General features: G+C 63.7%; 9 protein-coding genes and 3 pseudogenes. 8 read left to right on the top strand and 4 right to left on the bottom strand.

The window, feature by feature from the left end; translation table 11 throughout:
• Nucleotides 1–64 precede the first annotated feature (64 nt).
• Nucleotides 65–2059, top strand: a complete 1995-nt coding sequence (locus tag QOZ99_RS21510; protein ID WP_503128561.1) for a DUF8371 domain-containing protein — start codon at nt 65–67, stop codon at nt 2057–2059.
• 125 nt (nt 2060–2184) lie between these two features.
• On the opposite strand, the pseudogene QOZ99_RS21505 reads toward QOZ99_RS21510, so the two are convergent.
• A pseudogene (locus QOZ99_RS21505) lies at nt 2185–2337 on the bottom strand (tyrosine-type recombinase/integrase); the annotation flags it as partial.
• Between the two features lie 162 nt (nt 2338–2499).
• On the opposite strand from QOZ99_RS21505, the gene QOZ99_RS21500 reads away from it, so the two are divergent.
• A complete protein-coding gene (locus QOZ99_RS21500; protein ID WP_306892044.1) occupies nt 2500–6105 on the top strand; it encodes a helix-turn-helix domain-containing protein in 3606 nt (1201 codons plus the stop codon).
• A gap of 249 nt (nt 6106–6354) precedes the next feature.
• Here the strand turns inward: QOZ99_RS21500 and QOZ99_RS21495 are convergent.
• Nucleotides 6355–6543: pseudogene (locus QOZ99_RS21495) on the bottom strand (tyrosine-type recombinase/integrase); the annotation flags it as partial.
• A 271-nt stretch (nt 6544–6814) separates the two neighbouring features.
• Nucleotides 6815–7735 (bottom strand): LysR family transcriptional regulator, encoded by a 921-nt coding sequence (locus tag QOZ99_RS21490; RefSeq protein WP_306892042.1) that lies wholly within the window; start codon nt 7733–7735, stop codon nt 6815–6817.
• Between the two features lie 140 nt (nt 7736–7875).
• Between QOZ99_RS21490 and QOZ99_RS21485 the strand changes: the two genes are divergently transcribed.
• From QOZ99_RS21485 to QOZ99_RS21465, 5 genes are read left to right on the top strand one after another with little or no spacing between them, the layout of a single operon-like run.
• On the top strand, nt 7876–8862 hold the full coding sequence (locus QOZ99_RS21485) for a Bug family tripartite tricarboxylate transporter substrate binding protein (RefSeq protein ID WP_306892041.1): 987 nt from the start codon (nt 7876–7878) through the stop codon (nt 8860–8862).
• Nucleotides 8863–8874: 12 nt separating this feature from the next.
• Nucleotides 8875–9324 (top strand): tripartite tricarboxylate transporter TctB family protein, encoded by a 450-nt coding sequence (locus QOZ99_RS21480; protein WP_306892040.1) that lies wholly within the window; start codon nt 8875–8877, stop codon nt 9322–9324.
• Nucleotides 9325–9336: 12 nt separating this feature from the next.
• Nucleotides 9337–10836, top strand: a complete 1500-nt coding sequence (locus QOZ99_RS21475) for a tripartite tricarboxylate transporter permease (RefSeq protein ID WP_306892039.1) — start codon at nt 9337–9339, stop codon at nt 10834–10836.
• A 45-nt stretch (nt 10837–10881) separates the two neighbouring features.
• On the top strand, nt 10882–11646 hold the full coding sequence (locus tag QOZ99_RS21470) for an aldolase/citrate lyase family protein (protein ID WP_306892038.1): 765 nt from the start codon (nt 10882–10884) through the stop codon (nt 11644–11646).
• Between the two features lie 28 nt (nt 11647–11674).
• Entirely contained in the window at nt 11675–12556 is an 882-nt protein-coding gene (locus QOZ99_RS21465; protein WP_306892037.1) for a 2-hydroxy-3-oxopropionate reductase, read from the top strand.
• A 435-nt stretch (nt 12557–12991) separates the two neighbouring features.
• Here QOZ99_RS21465 and QOZ99_RS21460 read toward each other — a convergent pair.
• Nucleotides 12992–13087 (bottom strand): annotated as a pseudogene (locus QOZ99_RS21460) (HNH endonuclease); the annotation flags it as partial.
• A gap of 170 nt (nt 13088–13257) precedes the next feature.
• Between QOZ99_RS21460 and QOZ99_RS21455 the strand changes: the two are divergent.
• Nucleotides 13258–14025: a helix-turn-helix transcriptional regulator gene (locus tag QOZ99_RS21455; protein WP_306892036.1), complete on the top strand. Its 768-nt coding sequence runs from the start codon at nt 13258–13260 to the stop codon at nt 14023–14025.
• Nucleotides 14026–14067: the final 42 nt, after the last annotated feature.

Below are 14067 nucleotides of genomic sequence, written 5' to 3'. Positions count from 1 at the left end.
GCCTGGAACACCCTCGTCGACCAACCCTGGCGCATCATGTCCATCGGACTGCGTCAGTGGGCACATGGGTTTTGATCAATGCGCGTCGGTATTAGTCGGCCATGCTTTCGAGACTGACCACTTCGCTCTTTGGGAAGGCTTCTATTGCCGCTACAATCCCTATGCTTCCGAGAAAGGTCCGGACGAATTGCGGGCGCGCATGCGTTCACAGGCACGCGAGAAACCTGAGCTGCTCCGCATCTGGTCAAAACACGAGTGGAACGTTCAACTCTCAAACGCGAGAGACCGCGCCAGCTGGCGCCGCTCGCATCGCAAATACGAACGGCGGGAAGCTGCACAGAAGGAACAGACTCGCGATTATTTCCGAAACAATCGCGATCGGATCGCGTCCGGTACTGACTGGCCGGCGCTTAAATGGATCGCAGGAAACTACCTGATCGAGCCGAAAAGACTTAGTGAAGTGTTCGACGACGTAGCCGATGCGGAATGCGCGCTACGCAATTCTTTTGAGTTCATGAGGCCGCATGTTCCCACGCTCTCATTCCTGGTCGATCACTCCCCATATTCACTTCGCGTCCTGCATGCCGCCTGCCTCGCCCATTTTCGTCATGCCGGCAACCTCGATGTGATCGACATAGACGTGTTGAAAGCGGTGAAAACCGATCTTGGAGGATATAACGGATACAAGGAGGGCGAAGCGGAGGAATTCACTGCGGCGCTCGACAAGCTGATATTCCCGACGATCGACGAGGTTGAGGCGTTTGCTCGGACATTTATCGAGCCACAATTGTCCCGCGCATTTGATGCGCCCACGGGCGTGGGGAAATTGCGTTACGACAATGCCTTCGCACCCGTGCGCGACGAGCTGGCGTTCGAATGGCTGGAGCGTTTCCCAGACATGCCGTGGCATGCACGCGAGACCCTCTTCGATATTTGCGCGAAACAGGTGGAGCGGGCGGCGCTCAAGGCATTGATCGAGAAGCGTTGTGCTGACTTTGTCCGAAGCAGCACCGCCTCCAACGAAGAAGCCAAAACACGGGATTTCTGGTTCCTGCGTGGTCTTTTTTTTCTCGACACTTCGCAGGAGGAGATTTGGGACCGGTTTTGTTCAGACCGGGATGCGATATTCATGATTGAGGAGCGCGCAGGCCGGTTTGGTCGGGGCGACAACGAAGGCTGGCCGAATTTATCGGCCGAGAAGATTTTCAGAATTCTGGACATGTATGTGGGGGCTTGGCCAAAAGTCGTCCTCCCCAGTTCCTATGGCACCGACGATCCTCACGACGAGACAGCCTACCGTTTCCTGACGGACGTTGTGTGGCGCATCGATCAGGATTCGCCGGACAAGAGCATCCCAGTCTTTGACCGACTTCTTGGGGACACACGTTTCGCAGATTTCCATGACGCGGCGAAAAGTCAAAGAGCATCGGCCGTGCACAAGCGCGCATTGAAGGATTTCGCGCCGCCTTCAGCAGCAGAGATCGTCGCCATGTTGGATCGCAATCGGCTGGCCACTGTCGAGGATCTGCGAGCGCTGATTGTTGAGGAGCTCGAGAAGCTGGAGATTTGGGTCCGGAATAACGAAACAAATCCGCTCACGACCTTCTATCCGAACGGCAAGCGTGTCGACGAAAACACAGCACGAGACCGCATTGTAGACCGCTTGCAAGCCCGGATGACGGCGCTGAACCTGAACGTGGTGATTGAGCGATACATGGCAAACCAGAACCGCTGCGACATCACTGTTTCAGCGATGCTCGGCGGGCAGCAACGATTGCTCGTGGTGGAGGTGAAGGGGCAGTGGCACAAGGAGCTATTTTCTGCTGCGTCAGCGCAGCTTCACGTGCGCTACAGTTCGCATCCTGATGCAGCCCAGCAAGGTGTTTATCTCGTGCTATGGTTTGGTCCGGAGGTTCCCATTGCTGGCAAGCGAAGGCCCAACATCACCGACCCGGACGCTCTACGGGACGCAATCATTGAACAGATGCCGCGCGACCTGCATCATTTAATTGATGTGGTGATAATCGATCTCTCGCCGAAGAAGGGGGCTGAGGAGTAACACCCGCTCCTCCAGCACGGTCACCGACGATGTTGGCTTTCAGGAAGCGGCAAAGGCACACTCAACGACCGATTAGGCGGCGCGTTGCTGAACGCGGCCTCGCCATGTTCAGCGAGGCCGCGCGGTCAGATTTCCGTTGTCTCGGCAAGCGTAAGCGCATCATCGATATCGATAACAAGGTATCGAACGGTGTTTTCAACTTTGGTGTGCCCAAGCAAAATCTGAATAGCTCGGAGATTGCCGGTAGCTTTGTATATCAGGGCGGCCTTGGTACACCGACAATTCCGGTACGCAAACGCATGCGAGCGCCTACATTATTTTGCTCATCTTACGCACGTTCGGCAATGGCTCTGGGGACATGGGCAGCAAATTCGACCCATGGATCGAAAGCGGGCTATCGGCAAGGACTAGGTTTGAAAAGCTGAGGTCAGTTATTTAATATGACCTATATGTCGCCCCCCTTATTTCCCGCCCCTGAACATGTTCGTGCCGCCCGCGCGTTGCTCGCCTGGTCCCAGGCCGACCTTGCCCGCGCTGCGAGCGTAGCTGTTTCCACGGTCGCGGATTTCGAGCGCGGCCTGCGTACCCCGGTCGTCAATAACGCCCAGGCGATGAAGGACGCCATCGAAGCGCAGGGCATTAGCTTCCTGCCGGGCGGCGCGGTCGTGACAGCTAAGATTCCCTCGCCGGCTTTTCCCAAACCCGGCAAGCCCATGCGCTGGATCGAGGCTCAGCACCTCGTTCAATGGGCGGGCACGCGTGACGGCCAGGCGAAGTTGCCCGAACTGATCAGCCGCTTGTTGCTCGCGACGCACGGCCCGGCAGCGATGTTACGCTTCCCCTCGGATGATAGCATCCAGCACCCGGGCTGGGACGGCATATGCGACGCCCCCACTGCCTCACCTTACGTCCCCGCTGGCATAACGGTCTGGGAAATCGGGGTCCAGCGCGGCAAAGTGTTGTCCAAGGCCGAAGAAGACTACCTCAAGCGGTCGACCGATCCGCTGGAAATCGATCCGGCCCAGTCCTGTTTCATCTTCGTCACGCCGCAGCGGTGGCCGCAAAAGGACGCCTGGGCCGCCGAAAAGAAGCAGGACGGGGTGTGGCGCGACGTTCGTGTCATCGACGGTGACATGCTGGTTCATTGGCTCGAACTCTATCCCAGTGTCGCCGAATGGCTTGCCGTGCGCATTCAGCGCCGGCCCGAAGGGCTGCGCGGGCTCGACTCGATTTGGCGTGAGTGGTCGCTGGCGACCGTCACGCCGCTGTCGAGCAATCTCATCACGGCTGATCGCGACGATCAGGCAGCGAAAGTGCTGGCTTGGATCTATGGGCCGCCAGCGATTATTTCGCTGCAGGCGGAAGCGTCAGGCGAAGCGATGGCGTTCGTCGCGGGCGCACTTGCTGCGCTGCCCGAACCCTACCGGGTGTATTGGACGAGCCGCATCCTGGCGGTACAATCCGAAAACGTCGCGCGTCATTTGGTCGGGCTTGGGCCTAAATTGGCGGTGATCCTCGACCGAGGCGATCCCGGACTGGCGGCGGCGCTGGTGGCTGATGGTCATCACGTTCTGCGTGCCTTCGGTTCCGATGTCGGTGCGCCGCGCGATGTTATCCGGCTCGCGCGGCCGTGGCGGCATCACGCAGAGCGCGAGCTTGAGGCGATGGGCCTTGAGCGTGAGGAAGCCCACCGGCTGGCGCTGCAGAGCGGTCGCAGCCTTGTCGTCCTCCGACGCCTGATGACCGCAAGCCCGGCCGGCCGGCCCAGCTGGGCAGCGACGCCGATCGACCCGGCCTTGCTCGCGGCGATGCTCGCCGGCGGCTGGCGCGACGATCATCCCGTCGACCGCGAGGTGCTCGAGCGTCTTTCGGGGCTGAGTTATGACGCTCTTGTCGCGGCCTTGGCGCTATATACGGCTGCGTTCGATGGCCCTGTGCGCCGCTCCGGCACGGCATGGCGCCTCGCCTCTCTACGGGATGCTTGGTTCCAGCTCGCGCCATTCCTGACCGACGGGCATCTCGACCGCCTGAACGTGGCCTTCCTTGGAGTGATGGGCGAGCGTGACCCGGCATTCGACGCCAAGCCTGAGGACCGCTGGAAAACCGATCGCGAGCCGCCGAAGATCGCATCCCCCGATTTGCGGAACGGGCTTGGTGAGGCGATGGTGGCGCTCGGCATGTTTCCCGAGCGAGCGAGTGCGGCATCGACCGCCAAGTTCACCGCCCACCGTAATATCTCCGCTTTGTTGGAAAAGGCTGACGATCGCTTGTGGTGGTCGTTGTCAGACAGCTTCCGCTTGCTGTCCGAAGCCGCGCCGCAGGCGTTTTTCGATAGCGTCGACGCCGCGCTCGATCGCGAACCCAGCCCGATGGCGGCACTCTTCCGCAGCGACGAAGGGTTCATCCACCCGCAGGAATATCTCTCCGACCTGCTCTGGTCGCTCGAACTGCACGCATGGAGTCCGCGTCACCTGTCAACCGTCAGTCTGCTCTTGGCGCGACTAGCTGACCGCGATCCCGGCGGGCGCTTGGCCAATAGGCCAAAAGCAACGCTGCAGCGTATATTTCTCCCCTGGGTGCCGCAGACCTACGCAACCTCGGAGCAGCGGTTGCAGGTGATCGACCTCGTCCTCAAGCGCTACAATCGCGTCGGCTGGGAACTGCTGCTCGGGATCGCGCCGAGCATGCACGGCTTTTCGACGCCGTCGGCGAGCCCGCGGTGGCGGGACTATACGGTGGATTCTGCCGAGCCGGTGACGCGGCTCGGCATCGCGCGGGCATACGAGGCAATCGGCGAACGTGTTCTCGCGCATGTAGGTAAAGACACCGTGCGTTGGGGCGAGCTGTTGGAGCATTGGGCGAATTTCAAGCCAGCATGGCGTGAGGCCGCTGCGGCGAAACTGGCCGCAGCGGCACCAGCGTTCGACAGCGCTGGTGTCGCGGATTTTCGCGAGAAGCTGCGCGGCCTGATTGCCAAGCACGAGAAATTTGCTGGAGCCGATTGGGCGATGGAAGCGGCGGCGCTGGCGCCATTGAAAATCGGGTTCGCATCACTCGAGCCGAATGACCCTGCGGCGCGGCATGCCTGGCTGTTCACGCGCGGTAATCACCACTTCCGCCGCAACCTGTCGTGGGAGGAAGCGGGGAAGCGGCTCGCTGACGAGCAACGCATCGCGGCCGCCGAGCTGGCCGGCTCGTTGTCGGTCGATGCGCTGGTCGATTATGCGCTAACCTTGCAGATGCCCGACGCGCTTGGCGCGGGGATCGTCGCCGCTGATATAGCGGAGGACCGCAAGGATGCGATCCTCTATGCGGCACTAGCGCGCGGCGAGCCGCGATCGACCGACATGGCGCAGCGCATGACTTTCGCGCTTGCCGAAGTGCGCGGTGCGACTTGGCTATGGGCTCGGTTCGACGCCGCGGTCAGGGCTGGCCGGCCGCCCAGCGAAATCGTGCCGCTGATGATGGCGCTGCCGGTCGAGCCGCACTCCTGGGACCGCGTGGCCGGCGCGGGCGCGGCGATCGACGCCGCCTACTGGAGGGCGATCGGGACGTTCCGTGTGCCCGAAGGTCCGGTGAGGCGCATTGCGGTCGAAAAGCTCCTTGCTGAGAATCGCGGCCGCTCGGCGCTCGAAATGCTGATCGGACCAACCGAACATGCAGGTGACGCTGCCGATCTGTTGGCCGTGCTTCGCCATCCCTCGACGGTTAGCGAGGAGAAGGCTCAGGCCGATGACAACGACCCAGTGATGTTCTCTTACTATGTCGGCGAGGCATTCGAGCGCCTCGATGCTGACGATGGTGTTGGCGAGGACGAGATACGTAAGCTCGAATGGATCTATTTCCACGCCCTACAGCATTCCGAGCGCCCGGTGCGGACGTTGCACAAGGCGTTGTCGAGCAATCCGGCCTTTTTCGTGCAGCTTCTCCATGCGGTGTTCGGGAGGATCGAACTCGAACCCGACGATGCAGAATCGCGCCGATGCGCTCAGCTGCGCTCTCACGTGGCCGCGCACCCGTGCGGTGCTCGAACGGATCGCGGATAGCTACGACGCGCATGCCAAGTGGATGGACGAGCATGCCGAGCAAAGGGACTGGACTTAGCCATTGCTGCATCAAAGGAGCCTACGTTTCGCCCATTCGCTTTGGCTCGAACAGTTTTTTGATTGCGCGCGCTGATGCACGTCCAGATGAACGAACGGCGGCTTTTAAGATCATCAAATCTAAGCATGAACGACCGAGATGGCGGCGCGTTGCTGAACGCGGCCTCGCCATGATCAGCGAGGCCGCGCGGATCAGATTTCCGTTGTCTCGGCAAGCGTAAGCGCATCATCGATATCGACACCAAGGTATCGAACGGTGTTTTCGATTTTGGTGTGTCCAAGCAAAATCTGAATAGCTCGGAGATTGCCGGTAGCTTTGTAGATCAGGGCGGCCTTGGTACGGCGGAGCGAATGCGTTCCGTATTCCTCGGGGCGCAGTCCGGGCTTTTCCTAGACAAGGATGACCAGCGCCTCGCGGGTGATCAGTTCGCGCAGAAAGCGCAGCAAGATGTCGTTGCCGGCGATCTCTCGGCCAGCAGCAGATGGAACCCGCCCGACAGCCGGACCATCTCGTGCCAGTCGCGGCGGGCCTCGGCGGCAATCTCCAGCTCGATACGGCGGTTCAGCGTGGCGAGTTGCGCCTTGCGCTATGTCGCGGATCTCCGCATGGACGGCCAGTCGGTGATTGGTCCATCAGATCGCAAGGTCGAATCTAATGGTCATCTAACCATAAATCCGAGTCCGACCTCGTCACCAAATCCTGCAAGGTGTGTTGAAGGGCGGGTATGGCGGGGTTGGTGTTGCCCGGCCGCCAGATGGCGTGAAGCTCGACGGTGGGGGATGTCCCGGCCGCCAGTGGCCTGAGGGCGACGCCCTCAAAGCGCAGGTTGCGCGCGGCGCGGGGGATGAGAGCCACGCCAATGCCGGCCTTCACCAGGCCGAGGATCGAGTGAACCTGGCTGATGTGCTGGACATAGCGCGGCGTGATCCCGGCGGTGGCGAAGAGTGTCGCGAGCAGATCGTAGAAATAGCGGGCCTCGTAGGGCGAATAGGTCACCATGGGCTGGCGGTCGAGCTCGGCCAGCTGGACCTCGGGAGCGCGGGTGAGGGGGTGACCTTCCGGCGCGGCCATCATCAGGGGCTCGCGCACCACGCAGAGCGAGACGACTTCCCGGCGGTTGAAGGTGGGGCGAACGAGGCCGACATCGATGAGGCCGGAGGTGAGCGACTCGAACTGGTCGGTCGACACCATCTCCTTCAGCACGAGGTCGATGCCGGGCGCCGCCGCGCGGAACTGGGTGATGAGGCGCGGCAGGAAATCGTAGCCGGAGGCGGCGGTGAAGCCTAGGGTGATGGAGCCGACATCGCCGCTCGCCGTCCGCCGCGCCGCCAGCGCCGCCCCCTCCGCGAGCCGCAGCAGCCGCCGCGCCTCCGGCAGGAAGCTGTGACCGGCGCGGGTCAGGCTGACCGAGCGGCTGGTGCGCTCCAGCAGCTTCACGTCCAGCGTGTGCTCGAGCAGCTGGATCTGCCGGCTCAGCGGTGGCTGGGTGAGATTGAGGCGCGCGGCGGCGCGGCCGAAATGCAGTTCCTCGGCGACGGCGACAAAGCAGCGGAGATGACTGAGCTCGAACATCAATGCAAAACTGGCATCGATCAATGCAGAGAACAACTCATTGTCGCATCGAAAGCGCCCTAGATTGACGGTGGAGGCGACGACGCCACCCAACAAGCAAGGCGCAACGTCGCCATCGCCACTCCCTGGAGGTAACGCCAATGAGCCTTCGCATTCTCAAGGCGGCCGCGGCCGCTCTCGCTCTTTCCGTCCTCGCGCCGGCTTTCGCGGCCGGTCCCGCCGCCGCGCAGAGCTTCGATCGCCCGGTGCGCATCGTCGTGCCCTTCGCCCCCGGCGGCACGTCCGACATTCTGGCCCGCCTGATCGCGCCGAAGCTCTCCGAAGCCGTGGGCCAGCCCGTGGTGGTGGAGAACAAGCCCGGTGCCGCCGGCAATATCGGCGCGGACACCGTCGCCAAGGCACGCCCCGACGGCCACACGCTGCTGCTGATGGATATCGGCTCGCTCGCGATTGCCCCGAGCCTGTTCCCGGACCTGTCCTACAATGTCGAGGCCGATCTCGCTCCGGTCGGCATGGTGATGTTCGGCCCCTATGTGCTGGCGGTGAACCCCGCCGTGCCGGCCAAGAACGTCGCCGAGCTGGTCGCCTATGCCAAGGTCAATCCGGGCAAGCTGGCGGTCGCCAATTCCGGCGTGGGGGCGCTCAACCACATCACCGCCGTCGCACTCGCCCGCGATCTCGGGATCGAGTGGAAGAATGTGCCCTATAAGGGCGGCGCGGCGGCCTCCCGCGCGGTGGTTTCCGGCGAGAGCACGGTCATCATCAATGGCGCGACGGCGACGCTCCCCTTCGTCACCAATGGCCAGCTCGTCGGCATCGCGGTGACCGGCGAGGAGCGTCTGGCGGCGCTGCCCAATGTCGAGACGTTCAAGGAAGCCAAGCTCCCGCTTGGCGACGCTGGCACCTGGCAGGGCCTGCTGACGACCGGCAAGACGCCGCCCGAGGTGGTCGCCAAGCTCAATGCCGAACTGAACAAGATACTCGCCATGCCGGACATCAAGGAAAAGATCGCCGAGCAGGGCGGCTCTGTGCGTCCCGGTTCGCCGGCAGACGTCAAGACCTGGCTCGCGACCAACATCAAGAGCTGGGGCGATATCGTCCGCGCCGCCGACATCAAGACCAACTGAGCGGGACGCGCCGTGACCCGCCGCCGCTTCGACTGGCCGGACCTTGCGTTCGGCGCCTTCCTCATCGCCGTGGCGGCGGGCACCCTCGTCGCCACGCGCGGGCTCAACGGTGGCACCGCCGCCGATATGGGGCCGGGCTACATGCCCCGCGCCATCGCGCTGATCCTGCTGGCCTTCGGCCTGTTCTTCGCCGGGCGCGGCCTGCTGCGCGGTCCTGTCGGCATCGAGCCTGTGCAGCTGCGCCCCATCCTCGGCGTCGGCGTGGCGGTCGGCGTCTTCGCGCTGCTGATCGAGAATGCGGGCCTCGCGCTCGCCTCCTTCGCCGCCATCCTCATCGCTGCCGCCGCCAGCCGCGAGAGCCGCTTTTTCGAAGTGATCGTCTTCGGCCTCGCGGTCACTGCCGGCGCGGTGCTGCTCTTCATCAAGGCGTTGGCTCTGCCCGTCTCCATCTGGCCCTGGTGAGCCCAAGACGCCATGGAACTCTTCGACAACCTCCTCCTTGGTCTCTCGACCGCGCTGCAGTGGAACAACCTGTTCTACTGCCTGATCGGTGTCGTGATCGGCACGGCCATCGGCGTTCTGCCGGGCATCGGCCCCATTCCGACGGTGGCCTTGCTGCTGCCCTTCACCTTCGGCCTCGCGCCCGCCTCGGCGCTCATCATGCTCGCCGGCATCTTCTATGGCGCGCAATATGGCGGCTCGACCACGGCGATCCTGGTCAATGTGCCCGGCGAGACCTCCTCGGTCGTCACCTGCCTCGACGGCCATGAGATGGCCAAGCAGGGCAGGGCGGGCCCGGCGCTCGCCATCGCGGCCATCTCCTCCTTCTTCGCCGGCACGGTGGCGACGGTCGTCATCGCCGTGCTCAGCCTGCCGCTGGCGGCGCTGGCGCTGAAATTCACCGCGGTCGAATATTTCAGCCTGCTGGTGCTCGGCCTGTTCGCCGCCGTCATCCTCGCGCATGGCTCGGTGTCCAAGTCGCTTGCCATGGTGTTTCTCGGCCTGCTGATCGGCACGGTCGGCATCGATGTGAATTCCGGTGTGGCGCGTATGACCTTCGGCGTCCCGGCGCTGGCGGACGGGCTGGATTTCGTGCCCGTCGCCATGGGCCTGTTCGGCCTCGCCGAGATCATCGCCAATCTGGAGCGCCCGGCCGTGCGGCAGGTGGTGAGCCAGAAGCTGCGCGACCTCATTCCCTCGCGCGCCGATCTCAAGGCCGCCTTTCCCGCCATGCTGCGCGGCACCTTCATCGGCTCGGCGCTCGGTGTGCTGCCGGGCGGTGGCGCGGCGCTGCCGCCCTTCACCGCCTATGCGCTGGAGAAGAAGCTGGCGAAGGATCCCTCGCGCTTCGGCAAGGGCGCCATCGAGGGCGTCGCCGGGCCGGAGGCCGCCAATAATGCCGGAGCGCAGACCAGCTTCATCCCGCTGCTGACGCTCGGCATTCCCGCCAACGCGCTGATGGCGCTGATGATCGGTGCCCTGATGATGCAGGGCATCCAGCCCGGCCCGCAGGTGATGACCGAGCAGCCCGAACTGGTCTGGGGCGTCATCGCCTCCATGTGGACGGGCAATCTGATGCTGCTGATCATCAACCTGCCGCTGGTGGGCCTGTGGGTCTCCATGCTGAAGATCCCGTACCGACTGCTGTTCCCGGCCATCGTGCTGTTCTGCTGCATCGGCACCTACGGCATCTCCAACAGCGCCTTCAATGTCTGGCTGATGCTGGGCTGCGCCGTGGTCGGCTATTTCTTCATCAAGGTCGGCGTCGAGCCGGCGCCGCTGCTGCTCGGCCTCGTGCTGGGTCCGCAGCTGGAGGAGAATTTCCGCCGCGCCATGCAGCTTTCCGATGGCGACCCGTCGGTCTTCGTCACCCGCCCGATCAGCGCGCTGCTGCTTGCCATCGTCGCGATCATGCTGCTCGCCATGCTGTCACCGGCGGTGCTGAAGACGCGCAAGCGCGCGCTCGCCGAGTAGCGACCCGATCCCTCCATCCGCCTCATCACGACAAGGACGCTCACCGTGGACCTGCCCGTCAATAGCTTCAAACGCGGCCTCACGGCCGGTCGCCAGCAGATCGGCTTCTGGAACAGCATGGCGAGCCCGACCGCCACCGAGATTCTGGCGGGTTCCGGCTTCGACTGGCTGATCATCGATGGCGAGCACGCCCCCAACGATGTGCCCGGCGTGCTCTCGCAGCTTCATGCGGTGATGGAGACCCCGACGCACCCCATCGTGCGCATCCCCGTCAACGATCCCATCGTGTTCAAGCGTTTCCTCGACATCGGGACGCTTACCTTCCTCGTCCCGATGGTCGAGACCGCGGAGCAGGCGCAGGCCGCCGTGGCGGCGACGCGCTTTCCCCCGCACGGCATCCGCGGCTTTGCCGGGGCGGCCCGCGCCTCGCGCTATGGCCGCGTCGCCAATTACCATGCCCGCGCCCATGAGGAGATCTGCATTCTCGTACAGATCGAGACCAAGCAGGCGCTCGACAATATCGAGGCCATCGCGGCGGTGGACGGGATTGACGGCCTGTTCGTCGGGCCGGGCGACCTCTCGTCGGACCTCGGCTATCTCGGCGACCAGGGCAACCCCTATATCGTCGAGCTGATCGAGGGCGCGCTGCACCGCATCCTTGCCACCGGCAAGCCGGCCGGCATTCTCACCGGCGACGAGACGCTGGCGCGGCGCTACATGGCGGCGGGTAGCACCTTCACGGCGGTCGGCATCGACACCGGCACGCTGGCGCGCAGCACCGAGGCCATCGCGAAGAAGTTCAAGGCCTGAGACTGGTTCAACGAGCGAGGAAAAGACGATGGCGAAGGTTGGATTTGTCGGTCTCGGCATCATGGGCGCGCCGATGGCGGGCCACCTGATCGATGCGGGCCATGAGCTTTATCTCTACGACATCAAGCCGGTGTCGGCCGAGCTGACCGGCAAGGGCGGCGTCGCCTGCGCGACCGGCACGGAGGTGGCGAAGCACGCCGACATCATCATCACCATGGTGCCGGATACCCCGCATGTGGCGGCCGCTTTGTTCGGCGAGAACGGCATCGCGGCGGGCCTGACGCCGGGCAAGATCGTGGTCGACATGAGCTCGATCGCGCCGGTGGAGACCAAGGAGTTCGCCAAGAAGATCAACGAGCTCGGCTGCGACTATCTCGACGCGCCGGTCTCCGGAGGCGAGGTCGGCGCCAAGGCCGCCTCGCTCACCATCATGGTCGGCGGCCCCGAGGGTGCCTTCGAGACGGTGAAGCCGCTCTTCGAGAAGATGGGCAAGAACATCACCCTGGTCGGCGGCAATGGCGACGGCCAGACCACCAAGGTGGCCAACCAGATCATCGTCGCGCTGAATATCCTCGCCGTCGGCGAGGCGCTGCTCTTCGCCTCCAAGGCGGGCGCCGACCCGGCCAAGGTGCGCCAGGCGCTGATGGGCGGCTTCGCCAATTCGCGCATCCTCGAGGTGCATGGCGAGCGCATGGTGAAGCGGACCTTCAATCCGGGCTTCCGCATCGAACTGCACCAGAAGGATCTGAACCTCGCGCTGAACGGCGCGCGTCAGATGCAGATGTCGCTGCCCTCGACAGCGCTAGCGCAGCAGCTCTTCTCGTCGGTTGCCGCCCATGGCGGCGCGGCGCTCGACCACTCGGCCCTCGTCAAGGCGCTCGAGCTGCTGGCGAACCACCAGGTGGCGTGAGAGATTCATCCGGATCGTCGCATTGTCGAAAGCGGTGCCATAAGTGCTGCGGCCAGTTCCAGCGGCGTCTCGGCATGCTCGTCCGGCTGTAGAAAAGCGAACGACCGCTTTCAGGCATTCGCCGGTTCAGTCGGAATGTCCGAGAAGGCGGCGCAAAGCGGACGTCGCTGAAAGTGACGCCGAGGGTACGCAACGGGTCAACATACGTCATAGGGCTATAGCGTACACATAGTTCTCTTCTTGGTCGCTCGCGGCCCGCCATCCACCTTTCCGCACATGTTCTGACCCACCCGAAATCCGCTGAATCCGCACGATTTCGGCGGCATGCCTTGTTCGCAGCCGTTCGCCGAAATCCGCTTTGAACCGGGAAAATCCCGGGTAGAAACCGGGTATCGCGACCGGGGCAGCCGGTCTCGCCCTGCCGGGCCTTGATCGAGCCGGCATAGTGGCGATGCGCGCAGCCGCCACTTCCGCGCGGCCACCTCCATTGATCCGCTTCAAGCCACGGATGGCGCGGCGCTCGTCATAGGCGGCGCCTGCTGCGCATTGCGCCCTTTGCGGTCCGCGAGGACGAACGGTGGAAGCCATAAAGCTGCGTCTTTCATCTTACCCGTCGGGACGAAGGTTGGTATCTCGCTACGTGAAGAGAGATGATGTGAACCGCGCCCGCAGTGGTTGCGGTACCCGTCCAGAAGGCACCCATGCAGACAGAGATCATTCATCGCCTGTGGGACGAGCTTTCCGACTTCCAGGCCAGCCACCCCGATCAGGCGGCCGCCCAGTTCATGGCGCGGCTGTGCGACATGGTCGGGGCCTGGAACGCCACCTGGGCGGGTGCCATGCGGTTCGACGGCGACAATGGCGAGGACCCGCTGCAGGGCTGGCGGGTTGGCGCGGTGCAGGCGCTCCATCCGGTCGCCCCGCACCCGGACGAAGGCCATTTCAAGGAAATACTGCGCGTCTGGGACCGGCGCGAGATCGATCCCTCCTTCCTTTTGCCGATGCGCGCGGTCGGCACGTTCCGCACCTATTCGTTCCGCCGGGAACTGCCGGCGGCATGGTTCGGGAGCGCGTTCTATGAGCGCCACTACGGCGCGGTGGGGACGCATGACGCGGTGTTCGTCGCGTTTCCGCTGAACGAGAATTGCGAGTCGCATTTCGGCTTCTATTCGCACCGGACGTTCACCGACGAGGAGATCGCGCGGCTCGCCTACGCCTTGCGCGGGATCAAATGGTTCCACCGCAGCCTCCTGCTGGCGAACGGCCTGCTGATCGCCTCCGCCCCGCTGACGCCGACGGAGCGCCGCATCCTGCAATTTCTGCTGACCGGGGCGGCCGAAAAGCAGATTGCCCGGCAGATGGATGTGGCGTCCTCCACCGTCCACCAGCATGTCATGCGCATCTTCCGCAAGTTCGGGGTGCGCAGCCGCGCCGCGCTCATGGGCCTCTGGCTCAATCGCACCGGCTAGCGCCTTTTCCGATCAGATGGAACCATCTGATCGACAAGAAAA

The organism is Ancylobacter amanitiformis, assembly GCF_030814815.1.
In the GTDB taxonomy this organism is placed as follows: Bacteria; Pseudomonadota; Alphaproteobacteria; order Rhizobiales; family Xanthobacteraceae; genus Ancylobacter; species Ancylobacter amanitiformis.
This window is presented reverse-complemented; position numbering and strand designations above follow the sequence as displayed.